This is a genomic window from Acinetobacter baylyi DSM 14961 = CIP 107474, from assembly GCF_000368685.1.
In the GTDB taxonomy this organism is placed as follows: domain Bacteria; phylum Pseudomonadota; class Gammaproteobacteria; order Pseudomonadales; family Moraxellaceae; genus Acinetobacter; species Acinetobacter baylyi.
This window is the reverse complement of record NZ_KB849628.1, coordinates 893,431-919,696: the sequence shown is the minus strand read 5'-3', so window position 1 is coordinate 919,696 and position 26,266 is coordinate 893,431. Positions and strand designations below refer to the sequence as shown.

The 26,266-nt window shown below is 41.1% G+C and carries 29 protein-coding genes; 7 read left to right on the top strand and 22 right to left on the bottom strand.

Annotated features, from left to right (window positions below; all coding sequences use genetic code 11):
- From tolA to F952_RS13625, 8 genes are all read right to left on the bottom strand, one after another.
- Positions 1-761: cell envelope integrity protein TolA (tolA, locus tag F952_RS13660; RefSeq protein WP_004928832.1), on the bottom strand; the 761-nt coding region annotated here is incomplete at its 3' end.
- Positions 762-764: 3 nt separating this feature from the next.
- Positions 765-1,211, bottom strand: a complete 447-nt coding sequence (tolR, locus tag F952_RS13655; RefSeq protein WP_004928828.1) for a protein TolR — start codon at positions 1,209-1,211, stop codon at positions 765-767.
- The gene (gene tolQ / locus F952_RS13650; protein WP_004928824.1) at positions 1,211-1,909 is read right to left on the bottom strand and encodes a protein TolQ; all 699 of its coding nucleotides are present in this window, start codon (positions 1,907-1,909) and stop codon (positions 1,211-1,213) included. The genes tolR and tolQ overlap by 1 nt, the downstream gene beginning before the upstream one ends.
- Positions 1,910-1,934: 25 nt before the next feature.
- Entirely contained in the window at positions 1,935-2,342 is a 408-nt protein-coding gene (ybgC, locus tag F952_RS13645) for a tol-pal system-associated acyl-CoA thioesterase (RefSeq protein WP_004928822.1), read from the bottom strand.
- 291 nt (positions 2,343-2,633) lie between these two features.
- Positions 2,634-3,269, bottom strand: a complete 636-nt coding sequence (locus tag F952_RS13640; RefSeq protein WP_004928819.1) for a hypothetical protein — start codon at positions 3,267-3,269, stop codon at positions 2,634-2,636.
- A 77-nt stretch (positions 3,270-3,346) separates the two neighbouring features.
- A complete protein-coding gene (gene ruvB, locus F952_RS13635) occupies positions 3,347-4,351 on the bottom strand; it encodes a Holliday junction branch migration DNA helicase RuvB (protein WP_004928814.1) in 1,005 nt (334 codons plus the stop codon).
- A gap of 7 nt (positions 4,352-4,358) precedes the next feature.
- Positions 4,359-4,964, bottom strand: coding sequence for a Holliday junction branch migration protein RuvA (gene ruvA, locus F952_RS13630; protein WP_004928811.1), 606 nt, complete (start codon positions 4,962-4,964; stop codon positions 4,359-4,361).
- 110 nt (positions 4,965-5,074) lie between these two features.
- Complete coding sequence (locus F952_RS13625) at positions 5,075-6,409, bottom strand: deoxyguanosinetriphosphate triphosphohydrolase (RefSeq protein ID WP_011182566.1); 1,335 nt, start codon at positions 6,407-6,409, stop codon at positions 5,075-5,077.
- A gap of 254 nt (positions 6,410-6,663) precedes the next feature.
- Here F952_RS13625 and purL point away from each other — a divergent pair, with 254 nt between their 5' ends.
- Positions 6,664-10,500 (top strand): phosphoribosylformylglycinamidine synthase, encoded by a 3,837-nt coding sequence (purL, locus tag F952_RS13620; protein WP_004928805.1) that lies wholly within the window; start codon positions 6,664-6,666, stop codon positions 10,498-10,500.
- A 123-nt stretch (positions 10,501-10,623) separates the two neighbouring features.
- Complete coding sequence (locus F952_RS17135; RefSeq protein ID WP_004928803.1) at positions 10,624-10,740, top strand: KGW motif small protein; 117 nt, start codon at positions 10,624-10,626, stop codon at positions 10,738-10,740.
- Here F952_RS17135 and F952_RS13615 read toward each other — a convergent pair.
- Positions 10,737-11,933, bottom strand: a complete 1,197-nt coding sequence (locus F952_RS13615) for a YbfB/YjiJ family MFS transporter (RefSeq protein ID WP_004928801.1) — start codon at positions 11,931-11,933, stop codon at positions 10,737-10,739. The two genes, F952_RS17135 and F952_RS13615, sit on opposite strands and share 4 nt — an antisense overlap.
- Before the next feature lie 125 nt (positions 11,934-12,058).
- On the opposite strand from F952_RS13615, the gene F952_RS13610 reads away from it, so the two are divergent.
- A complete protein-coding gene (locus F952_RS13610; RefSeq protein ID WP_004928799.1) occupies positions 12,059-12,379 on the top strand; it encodes a YqfO family protein in 321 nt (106 codons plus the stop codon).
- Position 12,380: 1 nt separating this feature from the next.
- Here the strand turns inward: F952_RS13610 and F952_RS13605 are convergent, their stop codons facing one another.
- Both F952_RS13605 and F952_RS13600 read right to left on the bottom strand, forming a co-directional pair.
- On the bottom strand, positions 12,381-13,169 hold the full coding sequence (locus F952_RS13605) for a nitroreductase family protein (protein WP_004928796.1): 789 nt from the start codon (positions 13,167-13,169) through the stop codon (positions 12,381-12,383).
- A 108-nt stretch (positions 13,170-13,277) separates the two neighbouring features.
- Positions 13,278-14,078 (bottom strand): enoyl-CoA hydratase-related protein, encoded by an 801-nt coding sequence (locus F952_RS13600; RefSeq protein ID WP_004928795.1) that lies wholly within the window; start codon positions 14,076-14,078, stop codon positions 13,278-13,280.
- A 99-nt stretch (positions 14,079-14,177) separates the two neighbouring features.
- Here F952_RS13600 and F952_RS13595 point away from each other — a divergent pair, with 99 nt between their 5' ends.
- Positions 14,178-14,744, top strand: coding sequence for a nicotinate-nicotinamide nucleotide adenylyltransferase (locus F952_RS13595; RefSeq protein ID WP_004928791.1), 567 nt, complete (start codon positions 14,178-14,180; stop codon positions 14,742-14,744).
- Positions 14,745-14,792: 48 nt separating this feature from the next.
- Positions 14,793-15,368 (top strand): YceI family protein, encoded by a 576-nt coding sequence (locus F952_RS13590; RefSeq protein WP_004928790.1) that lies wholly within the window; start codon positions 14,793-14,795, stop codon positions 15,366-15,368.
- Positions 15,369-15,431: 63 nt separating this feature from the next.
- Here the strand turns inward: F952_RS13590 and F952_RS13585 are convergent, their stop codons facing one another.
- The 5 genes from F952_RS13585 to dapD form a co-directional block, all read right to left on the bottom strand.
- Positions 15,432-15,893 (bottom strand): peroxiredoxin, encoded by a 462-nt coding sequence (locus F952_RS13585; protein WP_004928788.1) that lies wholly within the window; start codon positions 15,891-15,893, stop codon positions 15,432-15,434.
- Between the two features lie 61 nt (positions 15,894-15,954).
- On the bottom strand, positions 15,955-16,365 hold the full coding sequence (locus tag F952_RS13580) for a hypothetical protein (protein ID WP_004928785.1): 411 nt from the start codon (positions 16,363-16,365) through the stop codon (positions 15,955-15,957).
- A gap of 13 nt (positions 16,366-16,378) precedes the next feature.
- A complete protein-coding gene (queC, locus tag F952_RS13575; RefSeq protein ID WP_004928782.1) occupies positions 16,379-17,050 on the bottom strand; it encodes a 7-cyano-7-deazaguanine synthase QueC in 672 nt (223 codons plus the stop codon).
- Between the two features lie 27 nt (positions 17,051-17,077).
- Entirely contained in the window at positions 17,078-17,788 is a 711-nt protein-coding gene (queE, locus tag F952_RS13570; protein WP_004928781.1) for a 7-carboxy-7-deazaguanine synthase QueE, read from the bottom strand.
- A 92-nt stretch (positions 17,789-17,880) separates the two neighbouring features.
- Positions 17,881-18,702, bottom strand: a complete 822-nt coding sequence (gene dapD, locus F952_RS13565) for a 2,3,4,5-tetrahydropyridine-2,6-dicarboxylate N-succinyltransferase (RefSeq protein ID WP_004928777.1) — start codon at positions 18,700-18,702, stop codon at positions 17,881-17,883.
- Positions 18,703-19,008: 306 nt separating this feature from the next.
- Between dapD and carO the strand changes: the two genes are divergently transcribed.
- Positions 19,009-19,749: an ornithine uptake porin CarO gene (gene carO, locus F952_RS13560; RefSeq protein ID WP_004928775.1), complete on the top strand. Its 741-nt coding sequence runs from the start codon at positions 19,009-19,011 to the stop codon at positions 19,747-19,749.
- A 59-nt stretch (positions 19,750-19,808) separates the two neighbouring features.
- On the opposite strand, the gene F952_RS13555 is transcribed toward carO, so the two are convergent.
- The 6 genes from F952_RS13555 to F952_RS13530 form a co-directional block, all read right to left on the bottom strand.
- Complete coding sequence (locus tag F952_RS13555; RefSeq protein ID WP_004928773.1) at positions 19,809-20,732, bottom strand: CysB family HTH-type transcriptional regulator; 924 nt, start codon at positions 20,730-20,732, stop codon at positions 19,809-19,811.
- 52 nt (positions 20,733-20,784) lie between these two features.
- A complete protein-coding gene (locus F952_RS13550; RefSeq protein ID WP_004928769.1) occupies positions 20,785-21,846 on the bottom strand; it encodes a sulfate/molybdate ABC transporter ATP-binding protein in 1,062 nt (353 codons plus the stop codon).
- 9 nt (positions 21,847-21,855) lie between these two features.
- The gene (gene cysW, locus F952_RS13545; RefSeq protein WP_004928763.1) at positions 21,856-22,746 is read right to left on the bottom strand and encodes a sulfate ABC transporter permease subunit CysW; all 891 of its coding nucleotides are present in this window, start codon (positions 22,744-22,746) and stop codon (positions 21,856-21,858) included.
- Positions 22,743-23,576, bottom strand: a complete 834-nt coding sequence (gene cysT, locus F952_RS13540) for a sulfate ABC transporter permease subunit CysT (RefSeq protein WP_004928758.1) — start codon at positions 23,574-23,576, stop codon at positions 22,743-22,745. Before cysT ends, cysW begins: the two co-directional genes overlap by 4 nt.
- Before the next feature lie 80 nt (positions 23,577-23,656).
- Positions 23,657-24,262, bottom strand: a complete 606-nt coding sequence (locus tag F952_RS13535) for an alpha/beta hydrolase (RefSeq protein ID WP_004928755.1) — start codon at positions 24,260-24,262, stop codon at positions 23,657-23,659.
- Positions 24,263-24,288: 26 nt separating this feature from the next.
- Positions 24,289-25,290, bottom strand: a complete 1,002-nt coding sequence (locus tag F952_RS13530; RefSeq protein ID WP_004928752.1) for a sulfate ABC transporter substrate-binding protein — start codon at positions 25,288-25,290, stop codon at positions 24,289-24,291.
- A gap of 162 nt (positions 25,291-25,452) precedes the next feature.
- Between F952_RS13530 and pabC the strand changes: the two genes are divergently transcribed.
- A complete protein-coding gene (gene pabC, locus F952_RS13525; RefSeq protein WP_026056817.1) occupies positions 25,453-26,265 on the top strand; it encodes an aminodeoxychorismate lyase in 813 nt (270 codons plus the stop codon).
- The last annotated feature ends 1 nt before the right edge of the window (position 26,266 follow it).

Here is a 26,266-nt window from a genome sequence, read left to right as displayed (position 1 = left end):
GCAGCAGCCTCGGCTTTTGCTTTAGCCTCGGCTTCGTTTTTGGCTTTAGCAGCAGCATCGGCTTTTGCTTTAGCATCTGCTTCGCGTTTGGCTTTTGCAGCAGCCTCGGCTTTTGCTTTAGCCTCTGCTTCGTGTTTGGCTTTAGCAGTAGCCTCGGCTTTAGCTTTGGTCTCTGCTTCGTTTTTGGCTTTAGCAGTAGCCTCGGCTTTAGCTTTGGCCTCTGCTTCGCGTTTGGCTTTAGCAGCAGCCTCGGCTTTTGCTTTAGCATCTGCTTCGTGTTTGGCTTTAGCAGCTTCATCTGCTTTAGCTTTAGACTCCGCTTCGCGTTTAGCTCTGGCTGCTTCTTCAGCTTTAGCCTTAGACTCTGCTTCAGCCTCGGCTTTAGCTTTTAGATTTGCTTCACGTTTGGCATCTGCAATTTGAGCAGTTTTTGCTGCTGCCGCTGTGGCTGCTGCCAGAGCTGCATTTGTGGTAGCCTGAGTCTCTTCTGGGGGCGTCATTGGAATAACAGGCGCATCAGGCACTGGAGTTTGTGTGGATTGGATTGTTTTAGCAGCTTGAGTGCTGGTCGTATCAGCTTGTTCAGTAGGGGTAATGATATCAGCCGGATTTACAAGAACCGTGGTCATTTTTTTTGGTGGTTCGGGTGGTTTACTTAATCCTAAATAAAGTAAGCCTACGATTGCAATTGTATGTACAACCAGCGTAAAACTGATCGCAATCGTTTTTTCTTTAAAAGCGGGCTTCTGAAAATTCTTCATAACTTACTTTAAAGGCTCAGTGAGTAGACCAACCTGAGTCAAGCCTGCTTCTTGCAAACTCGACATGAGTGAAACCACATCTCCATAAGGTCTGGATTTTTCACCATTTACCAATACAGTTATTTTCTGGTTACTCTCATCTGCTTGAGATTGTGCTTCTCCCAAAATAGTTTTGAGTTCTGCAAGAGTGACTTGATCTTCTTTGTGTTCTTTATATTGAAGATAGATATTGCCGTCTTGACCAAGTGTTACAATTGCGGGTTCTTTAGATTCAATGGGGGTATTGTTGGCTTGAGGTAAATCTACTTTGATACCGCTAGTAATCATAGGTGCAGTGACCATGAAAATGACCAGTAATACCAGCATCACATCAATGTATGGCACAACATTCATGTCACTTTTTAAAGGTTTTTTGATGCGCTCGAAGCGCCCAGAACGCTGAATGGCCATTATGCATCTTCCTGTGTTGAACCCACAGACTGACGTTGTAATAAAGCAACCATTTCTTCGGCAAAAAGTGCTCGATCAGAATAGATTGCTTCACCTTTAGAAGTAAAATGGTTAAAAGCGAGTACTGCAGGAATTGCGGCAAATAAACCAATTGCTGTTGCAATTAGGGCCTCCGCGATACCTGGTGCTACAGTTGCAAGCGTTACTTGATCCACAGCAGCTAAACCAATAAAAGCATTCATAATGCCCCATACCGTACCAAATAAACCGACGTAAGGTGCAACAGAACCAATACTGGCCAAAGTGCCTAAACCCTGTTCGAGCTGACTTTGATCACGACTAAGGCCCACACGCAAAATTCGCTCTGTTCCTTCGATGGTTTGAGTGGACGTGGCTTGGCGTTTTTTGAGTTTAAAAAACTCACCTAAACCATGATAGAAAATATCTTCTAAGCCAGTACGTTTAGAATTGAGTTGGGCATTGTTATAAAGCGTATTAAGTTCTGCGCCAGACCAAAACATTTTTTGAAAATGTTCATCCTGCTGGGCAGATTTTTTATAACTCAGATGCAACTTGGCAATCAGATACCAACTATAAATCGATGCTAAAAGTAAGATCAACATTACAGCCTGTACCACAGGACTTGCTTGTAAAATAAGATCAGAAATGTGCAATGAAGATTGGATCGGTGTTGCCATAGTTACAAATGCCAAAGTGTGTTTTTTAAGCCTGTTCTAATTCTTTCAGAATAAGATCACGAATTTCATCTGGCAAACGACGAGGACGTAATTCAGCGTTCAAACATGCCAATTCGACTTCGCCAGAAGCTAGCATGATTTCACCACGATATATATTTTGTTGCAATACAAATGACGAAGCTTTACATGAAACTACACTTGCTGTAACAGTGATCATATCGTCCATCATGATTGGGCGAATATATTTGAGTGCAATTTTATGAACGACAAAATTATAGTCTCTTTGATGCCAGTAATGATCAATACCAGATGCACGTAACCATTCTGTACGTGTTCGCTCCATATAGCGAATATGGTTAGCATGATAAACAATACCGCCGGCATCAGTATCTTCAATATATACACGAATTTGAAATTCGAATTTATTCGCCATAAGAGTGTTCCGTTTTTGATTCAGTATTGTGTTTTGAGTTGGCGCTGCTCAAAAAATCTGCGGGAAAATAGAGAAAATTGCTCAAACGCCAAAGATGTACCGCATTGAAGTTTATCAGCTTATCTGAGGCGTCCAATGGCACAAGTTTTCAATCTACGAGTTTAAGTTTAGAAGATTTGAAATCTGGAAATTGGCTTTGAGTAGAGTCATTTAATCTTTAAAAAGATTGAGTCACCCAACTTTAAGCAAAATGATCCATGTACATGTCATGACATTTTGAGTACAGGAAAATTAGACATCGAATTTTAATTTGTCAGCAACATAATATTGAAGCTCTTGTGCAAGATAACTTGCAATATCAAACTTGTGTTTTAGCAACAGCTTTTTTTGATTTATGGGTAAAGATGATTTTAGTATTTCCCAAATATATCCAAAACTCAAGAAAGTGATCAAAAACAATGTAATTCCAAACATGCTAGAAAATTCGATTGAATAGAACCACCAGACTAGAATTGAAACTAGAATTAAAAAAGTCGCCACTAACGTAGATTTTAATTTTTGATGATTTGTTGGGGAGAAAACTTCTTTGCTTAACTTATTTATGTCATCTTCAAAATGTAGTCCAATCCATAAAGAGGCATGAGTTAAATTAAAGTCCAAGGAATGAATGCTGAAATTTTGTATATCATTTATTTTTAAATTTTCATGAAATATCTTATTGATTTCAATGACGCTATCATCTGCATATAAAATAATATTGATGAATAGTTCCTCTCTTTTTTTGATCAGGTACATCAGATATTGTTGTTGTGGTAAATCTAAATTTTTGATGAATATATTTCTCTGTATATATTCAATAGACGGTAAATGGTTTAATTTTTGGTCATATGTTCTTTCAATTTTTTCAATGATTTGATCTTCTAGCATTTTACATCTGTATCTTCAGTTAAAGATTGAAGAGCTATCACTTCAATTTTGATCATCGCCCTTCAAACGCTTTAAATTTAGTTTTTAGGTTCAGGAGGAGTCAAGCCAAACTGTAAATATGCCATATTGGTGGCAATTCGGCCACGAGCGGTACGCATTACATAGCCTTGTTGAATGAGGTATGGTTCGATCACATCTTCAAGGGTTCCGCTGTCTTCTGCCATCGCGGCAGCCAATGCTTCTACACCTGCTGGCCCGCCATCGAATCGTTCAAGCAACATGCTTAAGTAGCGTCGGTCAAGCGTGTCTAGGCCATCCTTATCGACATTGAGCATATCGAGCGCACGTTGCGCCATATCATGAGTGACTTCACCTGTTCCTTTTACCTGTGCATAATCACGCACCCGACGCAATAAACGATTTGCAATACGTGGTGTACCGCGTGAGCGACGTGCAACCTCGGCGGCACCTGTTGAAGTCATAGGAACATTCATCAAGTTTGCCGAGCGGGTTACGATATGAGTAAGATCTTCAACAGAATAAAACTCTAAACGTTGCACAATACCAAATCGATCTCTTAGCGGAGAAGTCAATAGCCCCGCGCGCGTGGTGGCTGCAACGAGTGTAAATGGAGGAAGATCTAGTTTGATCGAACGCGCAGCAGGACCTTCACCAATCATAATGTCTAGTTGATAATCTTCCATTGCTGGATAGAGAATTTCTTCAATGACCGGTGATAAACGATGAATTTCGTCGATAAACAGCACATCACCTTCTTCAAGATTGGTCAGCATGGCGGCAAGGTCACCGGCACGCTCAAGCACCGGGCCTGAAGTTGACTTGAGGTTTCCACCCATTTCTCTGGCAATAATGTTGGCCAGTGTGGTTTTTCCTAAACCGGGAGGACCAAAAATAAGCGTATGATCCAGCGCTTCACCACGACCACGTGCCGCACCAATAAAGATCTCCATTTGCTCACGTACTACAGGCTGGCCAATGTAGTCTGCCAATGAGGTCGGACGAATCGCCCGATCAAAATGATCTTCTGGCTTTTCTGTTCCGCTAATTAGACGATCATGCATAATAGACTCACTTCATCATCGATTTTAAAGCTGCGCGAATTAAATCTGCGGCTTCTGTATAGTCAGCTTTGACAGCTGCAATTGCTTTTTGCGCTTCAATCGGCTTGTAACCCAAAGATTGCAAAGCGGCTTCTGCTTCTGCAATAGGAGAGTTTGAACTAAACTGGATTTGGGCAGATGTTACAGTTGAACCTGTTGTTGCTTGTACAGACAAAGCCTTGAAGCGATCACGCAGCTCAATCATTAAGCGTTCGGCTGTTTTTCGTCCTACACCAGGAACTTTAATCAGGGTGTTAATATCATCATGTTCGATGGTATGGATGAATAATTCGATACTAAGTGTTGATAAAATACCGAGTGCCATTTTAGGGCCAACGCCGTTTACCTTAAGTAATGTTCTGAAAATCAGCTTTTCTTGTGCATCGATGAAACCATACAATTGTTGAGCATCTTCACGTACCACAAGATGTGTCCACAGGGTAACATGCTGACCTTTTTGTAATTGGCAAAATGTAGATAATGGAGTATCAATTTCATAACCGACACCATTCACATTCAGCAGAACAGTGGGAGCTTCTAGCGCAAATACTTCACCAATTAAACAACCAATCATGCGATTCAATCACTCTTCAAATTCAAAAAATACAATAACAAAAATCTTGATACTTCACATCAGACAACCGGCTGTTGTACAAGCAACTCATTTAATCTAGCAATTGAAATTTAAAACATACTGACTTTATTACCTTTGAGTTCTTGCGAAATGGCATAAGCCTGATGGTCGGAAAAACGGCTGATAATATCCAGAATTTGCATAATATTCTGATATAAATCATCTGTCATATTCATACCTAGATTTTGCAAAATCACCAAAAGTCGCTGATCTTTAAAACGTAGTCGCTGATTGGGACGAGCTAAAGGAATAAAGGCATCAAGTAGGTTTTGCAGGCTCGAATGTGCCAGTAACTCAAGATCTGCTTTGTGCGGATGATCAAAAATCTTGTCCCGAGTCAGGTTTTTAGCATTCTGAATCCCAATGTGAATATCACTTGGGCAATATTGCAATAAACCGCCATTAAGCCTGCCAGCCAAAATTTCATCATGATGACGGGCAAATGCGCTTGTGACCTCAGCCACCAGACGTTTCATCACACGACCACGAAGGGCAGCGATTTTTTGATGCCAGGTTGCATGTGATATATGAAGCTCGTGTGGCGTACCATAGTCTCCAATTAGATTAATAAAGTATGGTTCGACCTCGTCATATTCCAGCATATTCATGCTGATCCCATCTTCCAGATCAATCAGGGCATAGCAAATATCATCCGCAGCTTCGAGTAGGTAAGTGAGTGGATGTCGGCAATAATGATATTCACCGAGTTGTAATAAACCCAATTGTTCTGCAATTTGTACCAAAACTTCTTTTTCAGACTGATAGCATCCGAATTTTGAGCGTAAGTGTGTCGAGTCGATATGATCAATCGGATGCGATAACCAAGGATATTTTAAATATGCACCCAACGTGGCATAAGTCAGACGCATGCCGCCGTCGTTAGGATGATAATCCAGACGGGTCAAAATTCTTAAGCCCTGGGCATTGCCTTCAAACTGGCACACGTCGGCCTGCTGTTCTGGTGTTAAACCCAGTAAATAGGTTTGGTTGTCTGCTTCATCAAACCAGTCACGAATGGCATATTCACCAGCATGACCAAAAGGTGGGTTACCAATATCATGTGCTAAACAAGCAGCCTGAATAATGGCACCAATATCTGCAGGTGAAATCCATGCAGGTAATTCAGTTTTAATTTTTTCGGCAGCTAGCATGCCTAATGTTCGTCCAACACATGACACTTCAAGTGAATGGGTGAGCCGTGTATGAATGCCATCTTGCTGAGAGAGTGGATGAACTTGAGTTTTACGGTTTAGTTGTCTAAAACTTGGAGAGAAAATAATACGATCATAATCTTTATGAAAAGGGCTACGTGCCAATTCGGTTTTACTTTTTTTACTACCTAAGCGAACTGCTGAGAGTAGTTCTAACCAGCGCATTTGTTCCATTTATAACGGTTCTTTAGATATCTCATTGCATGATGCCAAAAAAAATGCAAAAGCACTAGATCAGTGCGACAGAAGTTGGCGTTTTTAGCTGTTTTCGCTTTCTTTTCAAGATTATGATTATTTTGATGCAATTCATTTAGATAATACAGATTGTTTATCTAGCTGATTTTTGCTTTTCACAGTAGAATATGCGCTCTCTCTAAAGTCACATTGCGGTAAAGTTCAAAAGACTTGCCCGTGGAGCCAAAATCAACATGTTTATCGTGGCCGGTGCACCAGCACATTCTTCTTTTAAGAAAGCTCAACTATTAACACGTTTATCGTCAATTAGTTCTGTACAATCTTTTGACAGCCAATGGGTTTATCTGTTTGATCAAGCGCTCAACGAGCAGCAGCATCAATCTGCATTACAACTATTAAATGATGGATCATCGTTTGAGCTACGTCAGGCGGCAACAGATGAAATCCAAGTTTTGGTGACGCCACGTATCGGCACCATTTCTCCGTGGTCGTCTAAAGCCACCGATATTTTCAAAAACTGTAATACACCGATTCATCGTTTAGAGCGTGGTATTTTGTTTACCCTTAAAGGGATGAGCGAAATGACCAATGAAGTGAAACAAGCACTTCATGACCGCATGACTGAAACAGTTTTTGCAGAAATTGACAGTGCCAATGCATTGTTTTTGGAAACTTCGCCAAAACCTCTTAACTCGATTGATATTTTGGGTGAGGGTAAAGCGGCACTGGTCAAAGCCAACAATGAATTTGGTTTTGCATTGTCTGAGCAAGAAATCGACTACCTTACCGATGCCTTTACTCAATTGGGCCGTAACCCGAACGATATCGAGCTGATGATGTTTGCTCAGGCAAACTCAGAGCACTGCCGTCATAAAATCTTTGGTTCAGAATGGACGATTGATGGTGAAGTACAGCCGTTATCTTTGTTCCAGATGATTAAAAACACCTATAAAGAGTCACCAGACGAAGTGTTATCTGCCTATAAAGATAATGCGTCTGTGATTGTAGGCTACGATACTCAGCGTTTTTATCCAAAAAAAGACAACGACACCGGTCACTACATTTATAAATATAAAAGTCAGGCTGCACACATCCTGATGAAAGTTGAAACCCATAACCATCCAACTGCAATCTCGCCATTTGCGGGTGCTGCAACGGGTTCGGGTGGTGAAATCCGTGATGAAGGCGCAACAGGCCGTGGGGGTAAACCCAAAGCAGGCTTGACCGGCTTTACCGTTTCAAACCTCAATATTCCGGGCTTTGAACAGCCATGGGAAGAAAACTACGGTAAACCGTCACGCATGGCATCTCCACTTCAAATCATGATTGAAGGTCCATTGGGTGGTGCGGCATTTAATAATGAATTTGGCCGTCCGGCATTAAATGGTTATTTCCGTACTTTTGAACAAAATGTCAATGGTGAAGTGAAAGGCTTCCATAAGCCAATCATGATTGCGGGTGGTTATGGCAACATTCGTCCAGATCATGTCGAAAAAGATGCAATTCAACCAGGCGATTTACTGATTGTACTGGGTGGACCAGCCATGTTGATTGGTTTGGGTGGTGGTGCAGCATCTTCTGTAGACAGCGGTACCATGGGTGAGAGCCTTGATTTTGCTTCTGTACAGCGTGAAAACCCAGAGATGGAGCGCCGTTGCCAAGAAGTGATTGATACCTGCTGGCGCCTAGAAGATTTCAACCCGATTGTGTCTGTTCATGACGTTGGTGCAGGTGGTCTTTCAAATGCAATGCCTGAACTGGTAAACGACCATGAATTGGGTGCGATTTTAAATTTACGTAAAATTCCATCGCTTGAGCCTGGCATGAGCCCAATGGAAATCTGGTCAAACGAAGCACAAGAGCGTTATGTGCTTGCGATTCGTCCAGAGTCTTTGGCTCAGTTTGAAGAAATCTGTGCGCGTGAGCGTTGTCCGTTTGCTGTACTGGGTGAAGCAACTGAAGCACGTCATCTAACGGTTGAAGATCCATTGTTTGAAAACAATGCCGTGGATATTCCAATGCAAGTCATGCTAGGTGGTACACCTCGTATGCAACGTTCTTATGAAAGCATTGAACGTGAAGGTACTCCTTTTGATACGACACAGATCGATTTAAAAGATGCCATTTTCCGTGTACTTAAAAATCCAACCGTCGCATCTAAATCGTTCTTGATCACCATTGGTGACCGTTCGATTACGGGTATGGTGGCACGTGACCAAATGGTTGGTCCATGGCAGGTGCCTGTTGCCGATGCTGCGGTGACCACAACCAGTCTTCAAGGGTACACAGGTGAAGCCATGGCAATGGGTGAACGCCCACCAGTGGCATTGTTAAACCCTGCGGCATCTGCACGCCTTGCGGTAGCTGAAGCGATTACCAATATTGCATCGGCCAATATCGAACAAATTGGTGACATCAAACTTTCTGCAAACTGGATGGCAGCTGCAGGTCAAAAGGGTGAAGATCAAGCTTTATTTGAAGGTGTAAAAGCCATTGGTATGGAAATGTGTCCAGCGCTGGGCATTGCGATTCCGGTCGGTAAAGATTCGCTTTCAATGCGCACCACGTGGAATGACGACGGCGAAGACAAAGCCGTGACTTCGCCAATGTCGGGTGTGATTACTGCATTTGCACCTGTGAGTGATGTGCGTAAAACCTTAACACCAGAGCTGAAAAAATTCGATGAATCCGTTCTGGTTCGTATCGATTTATCGAAAGGCCAGTTCCGTCTCGGTGCATCGATTCTCACTCAAGTATACAAGGCGATTGGAACGGTCACGCCAGATGTTGACAGTTTTGACGACTTAAAAGCATTTTTTGCGTTGGTACAAGACTGGAATAACCGCAGTTTAATTCAAGCCTATCACGATATTGGTGATGGTGGTTTGCTCGCAACGGTTGCCGAAATGATGTTTGCATCACGTTTGGGTGTTGCATTTGAACAGCAAAGCATTGAAAGCCTGTTTGCAGAAGAAATTGGTGCAGTGGTTCAGTTAAAAGCTGCAGATTGGGATGCTGTACAAGCTGAAATTGCGGCTTCTGGCCTTAAAGATGCGATTTCGGTGGTTGGCCGTGTGAACAGTTCAGATCAATTGAGTGTGAACGGTTTAACGTTTGAACGTGCCGAATTACAACGTGCATGGGCAGAAGTGTCTCATCAAATCCAGCGTTTACGTGACAACGTTGAAACTGCTGACCAAGAGTTTGCCTTGATTTCAGATCAAAACCACAAAGGTTTGATTGCACAAGCCACTTTTGATTTAAACGAACCAGTTGAAGCGCCTTTCATTGCGACACGTCGTCCAAATATGGCGATTTTGCGTGAGCAAGGTGTCAATGGGCACGTTGAAATGGCGGCGGCATTCGATAAAGTCGGATTCAACACCATTGATGTTCACATGAGTGACTTACTCGCAGGTCGTGTTGATCTTCAAGATTTTGAAGGTTTGGTGGCATGTGGTGGCTTCTCGTACGGTGATGTCATGGGTGCAGGTGGTGGCTGGGCGAAATCGGTGCTGTTTAATCCGAAATTACGCGATCAGTTTGAGAGCTTCTTCCATCGTGACAGTACCTTTAGCCTAGGGATTTGTAACGGATGCCAGATGTTGTCACAGCTTGCACCGCTTATTCCGGGTGCCGATGCATGGCCACGTTTCCACCGTAATGTTTCAGAAGTGTTTGAGGCGCGTAGCGTAAACGTGCGTGTTGAAAAATCGGTGTCGGTATTGTTGCAAGATATGCAAGGTTCGATCTTGCCAATTGCCGTTGCTCACGGTGAAGGTCGTGTGGTGACAACCGATGCTCATTTGGCGAGCTTAAATGCCAATCAGCAAGTCACTTTACGTTATGTTGACAGCTTAGGTAACCCAACTCAGCATTATCCGCTGAATCCGAATGGCTCACCAGAAGCTGTTACAGGTGTGACCTCTAAAGATGGCCGTGCAACAATTATGATGCCGCATCCTGAGCGTAACTTCCGTGCCATTCAACACTCTTGGTCACCAGAAAACTGGACTGAAGATGGTGCATGGTTACGTATGTTCCGTAACGCACGTAAATTTATTGGGTAATTAAGATAAGTGAAATAAAGCCACCAACGGGTGGCTTTATTTTTAGCTTTATATTTCTAAGTCATAAAATGGTACAGCTTTTGCTAGCAATTAAGATCATATATGGAGGATCTGGAGGTTGTCATGAATAAAAATCAACATCATCGCTCAAAAAAACAAAAGGGCTGGATGTGGTTTATGATGGTCATGGCTGCAGAAATGCTATGGATTTTAGGCAACTATATAGCGTTGCAAGCCTAATTTTGACTTGAATGCTTAAGTTTTCGATGGGGTGTACCAAGGGTCCAGAATAATCCCCAGATCAATGCGGCTAATCCAATATAAAAGCTTTGTATCAAGTGGCCACCATGATCAATCCATAACTTGACTAGCCATGGGCCGATCAGTTGAGTACCTGCATATAAGCTAATGAGCGCGGCGTAGAGTTTAGGTCCTTGATGTGGTTGAAATACACGTGCCATTCGTTGTGAACAGACCACGGTTCCCATAAAACTTCCGCCCATTAGAATGGCACATAACATTACACTAATCGCATTTTGAAACACCAATACAGCAACCAGGCTTAAAATTTGCACAATATAAGAGCAAATTAAGGCAAAACGATCATTGGTTTGTGCGCCTAATTTATTCCATAAGGGTAAAAAAACAAGACAAGAGATCGCTGTAATCAGCCAGATATTGGCCAAAATTTTAGGTTGCTGCTGAATCAGATCATGAGCAAGTGTGGGTAAGAATGTCATGGGTAAAACATAGCCCAAACCTGCACCCGCATAGCCAATAAATAAGGGTGTACTGTTCCGATCAAACAAAGGCGTATTTGAGCTTGAAGTGGCCACAGGCATATGGATACTTATTTTATTGATCTGCCAAATACTAAACAACATTAAGGGAATGGCAATCAGAGTGATCGGAATCCAGCGACCCTGACCATGAAAGAGATTTGACGACCAGTCAATGAGAAGACTGTCGAGAATGAGACCAATAGAAACACCTGTAAAAATAAGACCGCTCAATTGTGTTTTTTGATGATGTGCCAGCCATTCCAATATCAGTGCAGGTACTAAAACAAAGACAAGTCCATTGGTAATTCCATTTAATAATCTTAAGCAGATGAACAAGAAAAAATCATGGGTAAAGATTTGTAGAACAGTACAAAGTGTATTCACGATTAAGGCAATGATCAGATAGAACTTGGGGCTTGTGCTACGATTTAAATAGATTGCCCATAACGCACCAACCAGATAGCCAATATAATTCCATGTTGCGAGACTTGCGCCTTGAACCAGATCAATCACATGATCCTGAATCAAATAGGGAAGCAAAGGCGTAAAAGCAAAACGTCCCAAACCATGTACTACAATCAAACTTGCTATACCTGCAGCAATAACGAAGCGCGTTTGTGATGAAAGCTCATTGTTTTGCAGTTGGTTCATCTTAATCAACCATCCTGACAAGTGTGTTTTGTCGTTAAGACATAGTGTGGTTTGATCAGATTGACAAACATTAAGATCTCATAAACTATAAATGATCTTAATTGAAGATAAAGGATTCATTCGCCATGCTCAAGCTGATTTATTATGTACCTGAGTCACATCTAGAATTCACTAAAGAGGCGATCTTTAATGCAGGGGCGGGTGGAATTGGCAACTACGAGCATTGTGCATGGCAAGTCGAAGGAATAGGACAGTTTAAGCCAGTCAAAGGAGCAGATCCTTTTTTAGGGCAGTTAAATGAATTGGAACAACTTAAAGAGTGGCGTGTCGAAACCATTGTCTTAGAGAAAAATGCTAGTGCTGTCGCAAAAGCATTAAAGGCAAGCCATCCGTATGAAGAACCTGCCTTTGAATTTATTCAAATTTTAGAGATTAAGACAGATTGACTTAAACTTTCTGGATAAATAAATCGCGATCAAAACGATAGCGTGGGAAAAACACACCATCTTTGGCACGTTCACCTGCACCAATGACCATGACAGGAAACTGCTGATGATTTAAACCTAAAATTTTACATACTAAAGGTTCATCAAAACCTTCCATCATGCAGCTATCAAAGCCATAAGCACGAAGTGCCAAAACCAGATTCTCACAAGCTAATGCAGTAGTTTTGCTGGCCCAAAGCTGTGCATCGGCAGGATTAAATGCAGTCACGGGGAGTTGTTTATTTAAAGAACGGGCCACTTTAAAAGCAACTTTCTTAACGTTACCAATGGCATTGAAATACCCAGTTTTATAATTGTAAGGAATAAAACGGTAATATGTTTGAACAGCTTTGGGTGCTTCTGGAAAAGGAAACTCACTGATGTTTCTTTTTGCCATTTCATCAATACGATCTGTGCGTGCAACACACACAATGAGCTCCGAAGCTGTTTTGGCTGCAAGTTGATTCAGGCAAGCCTTGATTAACTGTTTTTTCTTGGCTGGATTTTGTACGACATAAAATGTCCAAGGTTGTAAATTGGATGAATTGGGTGCAAGTAAAGCCAAATCTAAACACGCATCAAGCACTTCGGCTGGAATTGTTTTGTCAGTGAATTTACGTACCGAGCGACGGCTTTCTATTACCTTACGAAAGTTTTCAATATCAATATCTTGTGGGGCTGGCTCGTAGTAGCGCTCTTTAAGCGTTGGGTCGCTTGACGTTGGATGTTGATGTGTTGTAGCCATAATCATGATTTCACATAGAAATTTAAAGCGAGCATATCATTCAATAAATCCTGTGTTGTTCAAAACATGTATCACAGGATTTATCCTTTGGTGGGTATGGTGTTAATCTCAAAACTAGCTAAATTGAGAAAAGTCTGGTTGACGTTTTTGCATAAAGGCCTGAACGGCTTCTTTCATTTCGGGTGAGCGTACACGTTGCATGAAAATTTCTGCTTCATCATCAATACATTTTATGATGTCGGCAAGATCCTGCTTCATTAAAGCTTTAGATTGTTTAATGGATGCTAAAGGTAAAGCAGCTAATTGCAACGCTATCTGATGGGCTTGTGTATAGACATCATCACTGATTTGATTGATTAAACCCGCTTTTTCTGCCAGTTCTGCATTAAATTTCTTTGCTGTAAATAGTAATTCTGCCGCGCGATGATAGCCTGCCTGTTTCACCAGTAAACGACTTGCTGCACCTTCAGGTGACAATCCTAAGCTGACAAATGGGATCTGGAACAAAGCAGTCTGATCGGCATAGACTAGATCGGCATGCAGCAAAATAGTGACTCCAATTCCGATAGCAACCCCCTGAATAGCGACGATCAGTGGTTTTGAAAATTTCGCTGCCGACTTTAATAATACAAATGGCGGCTGATCGCCAGCTTTGCCTTCATACGGCTTTTGAATAAATCCCATAAAGTCTTTCATATCATTGCCAGCAGTAAAATCACGATCTGCACCACGTAATATCACCACTCTCACATCATTCGATTGATCGGCATCATCAAGTGCTTGGGCAAGCCATAGATAGAGTTCGCCATAAAGCGCATTTTTAGTTTCAGCGCGATTCAATGCCAGTGTCAGCACTCCATTTTCTAAATTTGCATTTAAATGTGGGTGAGGTTGTTGAATACATTGTAGTGTCATCGTACTATCCTTGCTTGTTTCTCAAGATCATGTAACGCATTATGTCTTAAAACTGCTCTAAAAGAGCAACTGATGAGTTCATGGAAGTTAAGTTGATTTATGTACAAATTTGATTATCTCGTTTTTATTGGGCGCTTTCAGCCGTTTCATTTCGCACATTTGCAGACTATACAAATTGCATTACAGCAAAGTCGTGAGGTTATTATTGCATTGGGATCTGCTCAACCTGAGCGTAATATTAAGAATCCATTTCTTGCGGAAGAACGTCAAAAAATGATTCTGGCAAATTTTTCAGCAGAAGATCAGGCTCGGATTCATTTTGTAAATATTATTGATGTTTATAATGATCAGAAATGGGTAGAGCAGGTTAAGCAATTGGTCAACGCTATAATTGAATCAAGAAGTCATGTTGGCTTGATTGGACATTTTAAAGATGAATCTTCATATTATCTAAAACTTTTTCCAGAATGGACTATGGTCGAACTAGAAAGTTTAAAAGAGTCGATGTCAGCAACACCAATGCGAGAAGCTTACTATGAAGGTAAAATCATTGAGTCGGCATTTCCAGAAGGTACAATTCAGTTTTTAAAAACATTTCAAGATTCTGAAATTTATAAACAACTACAACAAAAATATCGAGCTCAAGATTCATCAAATTTGATCTAAATCATGCTAGATATAAACATGTAGTTATGACGAATAAAGGTTGCATTGATGCATACAGACAGAATCAAAACAAATATGCGTTTTGTCAGCTTGTTTACAGTAATGTTAGCAACAGCAAGTGCAGCAGAGACGTCCTGGATATTGACCCCTGACAGCGAGGTTGGTTTCCATATTGATTCTTTAGGCGTTAATATCGTAAAAGCTCGATTTAATACTGTTCAGTCATGGATGAAATTTGATCCTGCTGTGCTGCAAAATGCGAGTGTAAGGTTTGTGCTGGATGTGAATAGTCTCAGTTTTGACAAACCTGCCATGCGAAATATGATTTTGGGGCAAGATTTGTTTTATGCAGAAAAATATAAGACAGTCACCTTTAAAAGTAATAATTTTAAAGCGCTAGACGATTATAGGTATGTGATTTCAGGGCAGTTGACAATCCGTGGTGTGAGTAAGCCAGTCATTTTTAACGCCACACTCAAGCCAGTGAGCTATCGAAATCATTTGATGGATGTTTCAGCAACCACGACCATTGATCGAAGTGATTTTGGTATGAAGAAAGCATTTGGAGGAGTAGGCGAAAAAGTCAATATTCAATTGGTTGGACAATGGAAAAACTCGCCATAATCTGAAAAAAGGACTTATTCGAAAAAAGATAAGTCCAGATTCTTTCAGAAAAATAGATTAACTTTAATTCTGAAGGGCCTTTAAATCTTCTAGCACTTGTTCAGCATGACCAGCAGCTTTAACTTTTCGATAGCTTTTCACCAATTGTTTATCTTTGAAAATAAACGTTGAGCGTTCAATGCCCATCACTTTTTTTCCATACATATTTTTTTCTTTAATCACATCAAAATGCTGGCAAAGCACTTCGTCTTTATCACTGATCAGATCAATGCTAAGCGCCTGCTTTTCAGTAAAATTCTGGTGTGCTTTTACAGAATCTCGAGATACACCAATAATTTTTGCGTTTAATGCATCAAATTGATCTTTTAGACAAGAAAAACCAACTGCCTGTGTGGTACAGCCTGGTGTTGAGTCCTTTGGATAAAAATATAGTATTAGCCATTCTTTGCTGATTTCAGATAAATTGATTTCACCATGTGTGGTTGGGAAAATTTGATCGGGTAATTGAATATGTTCAGTGCTCATTGCTATCTCCATAAAAAACAAGCCACATAAAGTGGCTGGTTTAGTGATTTACAAAATCAATTTAGTTCTTGGCAGCTGGCGCAGCTTTCATTGCTTCTTCACTGAGCGTTTTCAGCTTGGTTGTAAGCTGTGGACCAAAACATGTCTGCAAGTTTTTATTTTGCTGTTGTACAAATGCGAGAGAGCTTGGGCTTTTCTTCGCATTGATTGCACTTTGAATTTCCCATTTTTGAGCATTTGTCATCTTGCCGTCTGCTTCAACAGCACATGTACAGTATTTGCTTACTTCAGCAGCGCTTAATTTATTGCCTTTTGCAGTTTCATCTTTACACAGATTGATCAAAGCGCCTTTTACATTGGTGCTTTTATAAGCCTGCTGGAGCTTGTTGTCGTCTGCATGGGTTACCGATGCAAACAAAGCAGCCGAAGCAAATACAGAAGAAAGAAGAAGTTTGCTATTTAAAAATTTCATAAATTGTACCTTGTTATTGCGGTATGTAGCGTGTTGGATCTGTGACACCAGCTTCAATAAAACCTTGTTTACGTAAGCGGCAACTGTCACATTTACCACAAGCACGACCTTGCGCATCTGCCTGGTAGCAGGAAACGGTTTGACTATAGTCTACGCCATGTTCGATGCCTAAACGTATAATATTCGCTTTGGATAAATGTAACAAAGGTGTTTCAAATGTAAGAGGTTTTCCCTCAACACCTGCTTTTGTAGCTAAGCGTGCCATATTTGTAAATGCTTGAATATATTCTGGACGACAGTCTGGATAACCCGAATAATCTACAGCATTGACGCCAATCACTATTGCTTCAGCACCAAATACTTCGGCTGCTGCAAGTGCATATGACAGAAATATCGTGTTTCGAGCAGGTACATAAGTGACTGGAATACCTTCTTGTAGCTGCTCAGGTACGTCAATATTATGATCTGTGAGTGCAGAGCCACCAAGATTCGCCAAATCAATATTAATGACTCGATGTTCAACACCTGCATTTTGAGCAATGGCTTTAGCCGCATCAAGCTCGGTGGTAGAGCGCTGACCATACATAAAGCTTAAAGCCATGCATTCATAGCGTGCTTGTGCCCAAGCTAAACAGGTAGTTGAGTCTAGGCCGCCTGACAATAAAACAATGGCACGAGGACGCATACCAAATTCTCCATTCATAAAAATAATTTAACGACCTGTTTCATCATTCCATAAAAGTTTATGGAGTTGTAACTGAAAACGAACTGGGAGGTGGTCGTCTAAAATCCATTGCGCTAAATCACGCGCAAGTTGAGGTAGTTTCACAGCACCTTTTTCTACCGCAAATGCAGGTGAGAACCATACAGTGCTCACTTTCTTTTCAAGTTGATATTCTACAACTTGCTGCTTAGACCATATATAGTCTTCATGATTACAAATCACAAATTTGATTTGATCATGTTGAGTCAAATAATCTAGATTACTCAGTAGATTACGCTTTTCTTCACCAGACGTAGGTGTTTTTAAATCCAGTACTTTAGATACACGCGGATCTACTTTTGAAACATCAAGTGTACCGCTGGTTTCCAATGATACCTGACATCCTAAATCGCTTAAACGAGAAAGCAAAATCAGACAATTGGGTTGTGCCAGAGGTTCACCACCAGTCACACAAATGTAAGGTGTTTTATAAGATAAAGCAGTGTTAATGATTTCATCTAACGAGAGACGTTCACCACCTTCAAACGAGTAGGTCGTATCACAATAAGTGCAGCGTAAAGGGCAACCCGTGAGACGAATAAAAACGGTTGGTAAACCTGCAGCATTGGCTTCTCCTTGTAAAGAGTAGAAAATTTCTGTAATACGTAATCCCGCCGCAGGGTCTGATACAGGAATTGTCGTTGAACGTAAAGAAGTCATTGCAGAATTACCAAGATTAGAAAACAAAAATCTCTACGACCATGACTGAGCGTAGAGACGAGAAGCGACTAAAGCTTCGCAAATAAATGGAATTAATCAGCGCGAAGCAAATCGTTCAAGCTGGTTTTAGCACGTGTTTGCGCATCCACTTTCTTCACAATAATAGCAGCGTACAAGCTATATTTACCATCTTTAGATGGTAAGCTGCCTGGTACAACCACTGAACCCGCAGGAACGCGACCATAATGGATTTCACCAGTTTCACGGTCATAAATACGAGTCGATTGACCAATATAAACGCCCATTGAAATCACGGCACCTTCTTCAACAATCACGCCTTCAACGATTTCAGAACGTGCACCGATGAAACAGTTATCTTCGATGATAGTTGGGTTGGCTTGAAGTGGCTCAAGTACACCGCCAATACCCACACCACCAGACAAGTGTACATTCTTACCAATTTGCGCACATGAGCCAACAGTTGCCCAAGTATCAACCATTGTGTTTTCGTCAACATATGCACCAATATTGACATATGAAGGCATTAACACCACATTTTTTGCCTGATAGCTACCACGACGTGCAACCGCAGGTGGAACAACTCGAACACCTGCTTCTTTGAATTGTTCTTCAGTCCAGCCTGCAAATTTGGTATCTACTTTGTCATAAAAAGCTAAGTCGCCTGACTCAATTGGTTTATTGTCATTGAGTTTAAACGATAAAAGAACAGCTTTTTTTAACCATTGGTGAACAATCCATTCACCATCAATTTTTTCAGCGACACGTAAAGTACCATTATCTAAACCAGACAACGCTTCTTCAACAGCTTGACGGATATCTGCAGGGCAATCAGCAGCTGTAAAGTTTGCGCGATTTTCAAACGCTTGCTCAATGATGGTTGAGAGCTGAGACATAGTTGTCCTTCCAAAAAAAATTTTAACGATTTTACACTAAATCAATGTAAGAATCTTGGAATAAGCGGATATCGTGGTTAAAAAATATGCGACGCGTCTTGCTTTATCCAGTTATTTAGAAATGATGATTTGAAATCATCAAAAATGATTTAAAAACAATATAAAACAGAATTTGTATCAAAACTTAACAGAAATTATGCAATTTTTGTATAAAAAGAAATCATAGTTTCTAATACTATGAGTTTACAGATAAGAACTCTCAGATTTATTAAAACAAACCTTACTCTATTTTTTGAGGAGATACAGATGAAAGTATTAAAAGTTTTAGCAGTTGCTGGCGCCCTAAGTGCAGTCGCTGGTGTAGCAATGGCTGACGATGCAGTCGTACATGATAGTTATGCATTTGATGCGCATCAGTTAGCACCAGTAGGTGTTCGTGCTGAAGTAGGTACAACAGGTTATGGTGGCGCACTGTTATGGCAAGCAAACCCTTATGTAGGTTTGGCACTTGGTTATAATGGCGGTGACATTTCTTGGTCTGATGATGTAAAAGTCAATGGATCAAAATATGATCTTGACATGGATAACAAAAATGTCTACTTAAATGCCGAACTTCGTCCTTGGGGTGCGAGTGATAACCGTTGGGCTCAGGGTTTGTACATGGCAGCTGGTGTAGGTTATCTTGACAATGATTATGGCCTAAAAGCACGTGCTGGTTCGGCGAATGATACAGTGACAATTGATGGTTGGCGTTATCAAGGACCTGGTGAAGTAAATGGTAAACTTGATTACAGCAATAAAATTGCACCATATGTAGGTTTCGGCTTCGCACCTAAGATCAATAAAAATTGGGGTCTATTTGGTGAAATCGGTGCTTACTATACTGGTAATCCAAACGTAAGTCTTCAAGCGACTGGTTTAACAGCTTTAGATCCTAATGCACCAAGCGCTCAGGATTCTGCAAATGCAGATGCTCAAAAGATCCGTAACGATGACAAATATAAATGGTTACCAGTAGGTAAAGTAGGTGTAAACTTCTACTGGTAAGATCCATCCAAATAAAAAAACGGGATTTCAATCCCGTTTTTTATGGCTTATTGTTTTGCTTAATCTTCAGGGTAGGCAATTTTTTTAAGCTCTTTAATATTGGCTTCAGGTGAGCATAGAGAAATGAACTCATAGCCATATCCACGCAAAAGATGTCCTTTGCGCACAGCAATCCAAGTGGTATTTAGACCAAAGATACCTGTCTTGATTTGATTGAGACGATAATCCCGTTCTTTGTCGTAAGCCACATCATTGACAATACCCACCCCCATATTTAGCTCTACATAGGTTTTGATCACATCCGCATCAAGTGCAGACATGACAATATCAACATCAATGCCTGCATCATCAAATGCTTTGTCAATTTTAGAACGACCTGTAAAGCCGCCATGATAGGTAATGATTGGATAATGCGCCAATGTTTCTAAGGTAATTTCAGGCACTTGGGTAAGGGGATGATTTTGTGGGGTAATAATACTGTGTTCCCACTGATAATAAGGAATGCTTGCCAAATTTTCTTCTGTAGTAAGAGATTCAGTTGCAATTCCAATATCTGCTTCCCCCTGTAACAGCATCTCTGAAATTTCGGTAGGGCTGGCCTGCTGCAAAATTAGATGAACTTTGGGAAACAGTTTTTTAAACTGATTGACAATAGGCGGAAGGACATAGCGTGCTTGAGTATGTGTAGTGGCGATAGTAAGAGTACCTTCATCGACTTTATTAAAATCATCAGCCAAACGTTTGATATTTTCTGCATCGACCAGCATACGCTCTACAATCCCCAGCAAGGATTGTCCAGGTTCGGTCAGGCCAAGTAAGCGTTTGCCTTTTCTGATGAACAGTTGTACACCTAGTTCATCTTCTAAGTCTTTAATGTGTTTACTTACCCCAGACTGAGACGTATATAACGCAGCAGATGCCTCGGTCAGATTAAAGTTTTGACGAACGGTTTCCCGAATAATTCTAAGCTGTTGAAAATTCATATTCTCTTTATCCTCTCAACGAGGATGGGGTTCATTACCCCATCAAATTTATTTAGGCAACATGATCTGCAAAAAGATGAAGCTGTGAAACACTAATCCATACCGTTTGATTAGGTCTAAATAGGTGTAATCTGGCTTCGTCTGGAGAAAGTGCAATCTCAATGAGTCTTCCGTTTCGATCCTGTAATTCAGCTACAACTTTACCTGCAATCCAGACTTCACGCAGGAAGGTCGCCTGAATAGTATTGTCTTGGGGTTGTGCATGAATGTGTAATTCATCTGGTCGAGCAAAGGCAATCACTTTACCATGAGGTACTTCAGATACATTCGGTAAAATAATCTGATCTTCCCCTAATTCAACTTTGTTTTCATGATATTGACCATCAAAACGGTTGGCCTGACCTAAAAAGTCAAATACGAAAGGCGTTGCAGGTTTTTCATAAACTTCGCGTGGAGAGCCGATTTGTTCAACATTACCTTTATTCATCACAATAATCTGGTCTGCGACTTCGAGTGCTTCTTCCTGATCATGGGTGACAAAAATTGAGGTAATGTGTAGTTCATCATGCAATGTACGTAACCAGCGACGCAATTCCTTACGAACTTTTGCATCAAGCGCACCAAAGGGTTCATCCAGCAATAAAACACGTGGTTCAACGGCCAATGCACGTGCTAATGCGATACGCTGACGTTGTCCTCCAGAAAGCTGTGACGGATAGCGATCAGCGAGGAAACCCAGCTGAACCAGATCGAGTAGGCGAGTGACACGTTTTTTGATTTCAGCTTCAGAAGGACGAGTGCTGCGCGGTCGAACACGCAAACCAAATGCAATGTTGTCAAATACAGACATATGACGAAACAGTGCATAATGTTGAAAAACAAAACCGACCTGACGCTCACGCACATGAATATTGGTTGCATCAGCACCTTCGAGTAAAATTTTTCCCTCATCGGCCGATTCAAGTCCAGCAATGATTCTTAATAAGGTGGTTTTACCACATCCAGATGGCCCTAAAAGCGCAACCAGTTGACCCTCTGGAAAGTCCAGAGAAATATTCTTAAGTGCATGGAATGCACCAAAATGTTTTTCAATATTTTTAACTTGAATACTCATGGCTATTCCTTAAGATGTGGTTGAATTCTGATGTTTATTCTGTTTTTCTTGGCGCGCTTCGACCCATGTTTTCAAGATCAACGTTACAATTGCCAGTAAAGCCAGAAGGGAAGATACTGCAAAGGCGGCGCTAAACGTGTATTCGTTATACAGAATCTCGACATGCAGTGGTAAAGTATTGGTTTCACCACGAATATGACCTGATACCACCGAAACTGCGCCAAACTCACCCATGGCACGTGCATTACATAGAATCACGCCATAAATCAATCCCCATTTAATATTGGGTAAGGTAACCTTCCAAAAGGTTTGCCATCCAGAAGCACCCAATACAATAGCAGCTTCTTCTTCTTCAATTCCTTGCGCTTCCATGAGCGGAATCAACTCACGTGCCACAAAAGGTACGGTAATAAAAATGGTTGCAATTACAATCGCAGGTACGGCGTATAAAATCTTAATGTCATGATCCATCAACCATGGACCAAACCAACCTTGCATACCAAAAATCAGCACTAACATTAAACCTGCGATGACAGGTGAAACTGAAAATGGCAAATCAATCAGCGTGGTCAGAAAAGATTTACCACGGAACTGAAACTTGGCAACTGCCCAGGCTGCTGCAACTCCAAATACGACGTTAAGTGGTACTGCAATAACGGCGGTAAGTAGTGTAAGTTTTACAGCTGATAACGTATCTGAGTTAGTTAATGCATTAATATAAACATCAATACCTTGTCTAAATGCTTCTACAAAGACCAACACTAAAGGCAGAATGAGGCAGCTCAAAAAGAAAAGCAGTGCAATGGTGAGTAAAAGGTATCTCACCCAAGTTGGCTCACGTGTCGCATCTCGACTTTGTAACTTTTCAGCTAATTCACTGTTATGGGTAATTAAGCTCATTTCACCGTTCTCCCTGTGCGACGGCTCGCCCATGCTTGCAATAAATTGATGAAAAGTAGAATTACAAAAGAAATCACCAGCATAATGACAGCAATGGTCGTTGCGGCGGCATAGTCATATTCTTCTAAACGCGAAATAATCATGAGCGGTGCAATTTCAGTTTTGAATGGCTGGTTGCCCGCAATAAAAATAACTGAACCATATTCACCCACACCGCGTGCAAATGCCAGTGCAAAACCTGTTAGAAGTGCTGGAAACAGAATCGGTAAAATGATTTTTCTAACGATCTGAAAGCGATTTGCGCCAAGTGCTGAAGCCGCTTCTTCAAGTTCAGTTTCAATATCACTCAAAACAGGCTGAACAGTTCGAACCACAAAAGGTAGTCCAATAAAAATTAAGGCCAGCGTAATCCCAAGCGGGGTATAAGCCACTTTAATACCCAAAGGTTCGAGGTATTGACCAATCCATCCTGTCGATGCATAGAGTGAGGTCAGGGCAATACCTGCCACAGCAGTGGGTAAGGCAAATGGTAGATCCACCAAAGCATCAACAATACGTTTACCTGGAAAGGTGTAACGAACCAGACACCACGCCAGCAATAATCCAAAAACAACATTAATCAATGCTGCAATTAGCGCTGTGGTAAAACTCAGTTGCAACGATTTAAGAATTCGTTGAGAACTTAAGATCTCCCAAAGACCTTCCCAGCCCACCCCTAAGGATTTAATAAAAACTGCTGATAAAGGAATCAAGACGATCAGGGATAAATACGCGAGGGTAAAGCCTAAAGATAGACCAAAACCTGGCAGCACTCGGGATCGCTGCGACATGATAACTCCTAAAAGAGAGCGTGTTTGCCAAAAGCAGCAAACGAATCAATAGAATAAAAACGAAATAATGTGAACTGAAACTAAAGTGCAAACTTGAACATTCGCTCAGAATAACCAGTTCGCATCAAGATAGAAGATTTACAGTCGGGTAGCATATAATCAAAAATTTCTGGAAACGGGCCAAAGCCTGAAGCGACATTGATATGGCCAACTTTGCCTAGATTGGTTGCTCTAACTTGCCAAGACTTTGCGAGCTGCAAGGCCTCTTCAAAATCGAGCCAGGGATCATTTTCACTGATAATGAGCTGTGTTTTGATACTTGGCTTTAATTGATGAAAATACGCGCGGTAATCTGTCTGGCTGTCGCGAGCAAAGCCAGCTTCGCCAAAACGTTCTGGATTGGCTGGTGCGACCAAAGTAATATGCTTGACCTGATTGATTAATTGAGGGTGTTGCTCTAATGCTGCCAGTGTTGTAAGGCAGCCAAAACTGTGAGCAACAATCTGAACAGGTTGTTCGAGCTGTTGCACATGAGAAATCAAATGACTTACCCAGTCGCTTAATACAGGTAAATTCCAATCATTTTGTTCGACACGGGAGCATGAACTTAGCTGACGTTGTAACCATGATTGCCAATGATGCTGTTCACTTCCGCCGACACCTGGAACAATTACAGTATGCGTCATGTCAATACTCCCTAGTGCGCTAACGATTATTTTGCGCTGTTTTCTTTAACGATCTGGTCAAATACACCGCCATTGCTGAAATGTTCTTTTTGAACTTTTTTCCAGCCACCAAACTCTTTATCAATTGTCACCAATTTGAGTGGTTTGAATGTCGTGCTATAACGTTTCAAGATTTCAGCATTTCGAGGACGATAGAAGTTTTTGGCTGCAATATCTTGCCCTTTAGGAGAATAAAGAAAGTTCAGATAGGCCTTTGCCAGATTCTCATTGCCATCCTTTTTCACATTTTTATCGACCACTGCGACAGGAGGCTCTGCCAGAATCGAAAGTGATGGGGTAATAATTTCAAATTTGCCAGGTTGTTCACGAACAGCCAGATAGGCTTCATTTTCCCAAGCAAGCAATACATCACCAATTCCACGTTCTGCAAATGTGGTTGTCGCACCGCGTGCACCAGAATCAAGTACTTTTGTTTGTTTATAGATTTGACGAACAAAATCACGCGCTTTGGCATCTGAGCCATATTTATGTTTTGCCCAAGCCCATGCTGCTAAATAATTCCAGCGTGCACCGCCAGAGGTTTTTGGGTTAGGGGTAATGATTTCAACGCCTGGTTTAACAATATCACCCCAATCCTTGATTCCTTTTGGATTATCTTTACGCACTAGGAAAACAATGGTAGACGTATAAGGTGTTGAGTTTTGTGGAAAGCGTTTTTGCCAATCTGCAGGCAATAATTTCGCTTTGTCTGCAATTTCATCAATATCAGCAGCCAATGCCAAAGTCACTACATCTGCCTGTAAACCATCAATCACAGCGCGAGCTTGTTTGCCTGATCCGCCGTGCGATTGTTTAAAATTGATATCTTGCCCTGTACGCTGTTTCCAGTATGCACCAAACTCCTTATTAAAGTTTTCATAGAGTTCACGTGTTGGATCGTATGAAACATTTAGAAAATCTTTCGCTGCAAATGACGATACAGAAATAAGTGCAGCAAGTACCCCGATTTTTAACTGTGCAAAACGCATATTTAATTCCTTAAATTGGATATTTCTCAAATATGAAGGCAGAATACTGCGACTTGTTATTCATAAAAAATAATAAAAAATGAATTTTATATGAATAAAAAAGAAATAAGAAAAGCTTATCGGTTTTTAAACTAAGTTTCTAAATCAAAAGGATGATTCATGATGTGGTGTTTTAAAAATGCACAACCTGTCAAAGAGGTCTCTATTCAAGACCGAGCCTTGCAATACGGAGATGGGTGTTTCACTACCGCACGAATTGAGGATGGAAAAATTCAGCTCATGCATCGTCATTTAGCACGGCTCAAGGAGTGCTGCGAACAATTAGACTTGTCAGTCAATTTAAACTGGATTGATGGAAGCCTTGAGCAGATGAAAACCCTGGGTTGCGTATTGACTGGTACCATTAAAATCCTGATCAGTCGTGGTGAAGGGCAGCGTGGTTATACGATGCCGTCGCATGCAGCAGATCTTTATATTTACTTTTATCCACAAAGCCATGCAATTGATCAACCTGCATACTTGAAAAGTGGTGTATTAAAAACACAGTTAGGCCTGTGTATGCCTAAACTTGCGGGGTTAAAAACACTTAATCGTCTTGAGCAGGTGATCTTAAAAAAAGAAGCTGACCAGCAAGGATGGTCAGAGGCTTTAACATTGGATATAAACAATGAGGTTGTAGAAGGTGTCAGCAGTAACTGTTTTATTTATTTAAATAACACATGGATTACGCCAGAACTTCGCTATAATGGCGTCCGCGGAGTGATGCGTGCTGAAATTATAGATAGAATGCAGCAGTTAGGTATTGAGTGTATACAACGCCCAGTACAGTTGACTGAATTATCGCAGGTACAGAGCCTGTTTTTCTGTAATGCACTGCATCCGATGAATATTGTCACGCATTTGCAGTCGCAGACTTTACAAACCAATATTTGTACTCAGCTCTACCACATACTCAACTTGAATCAGATTGATTGAT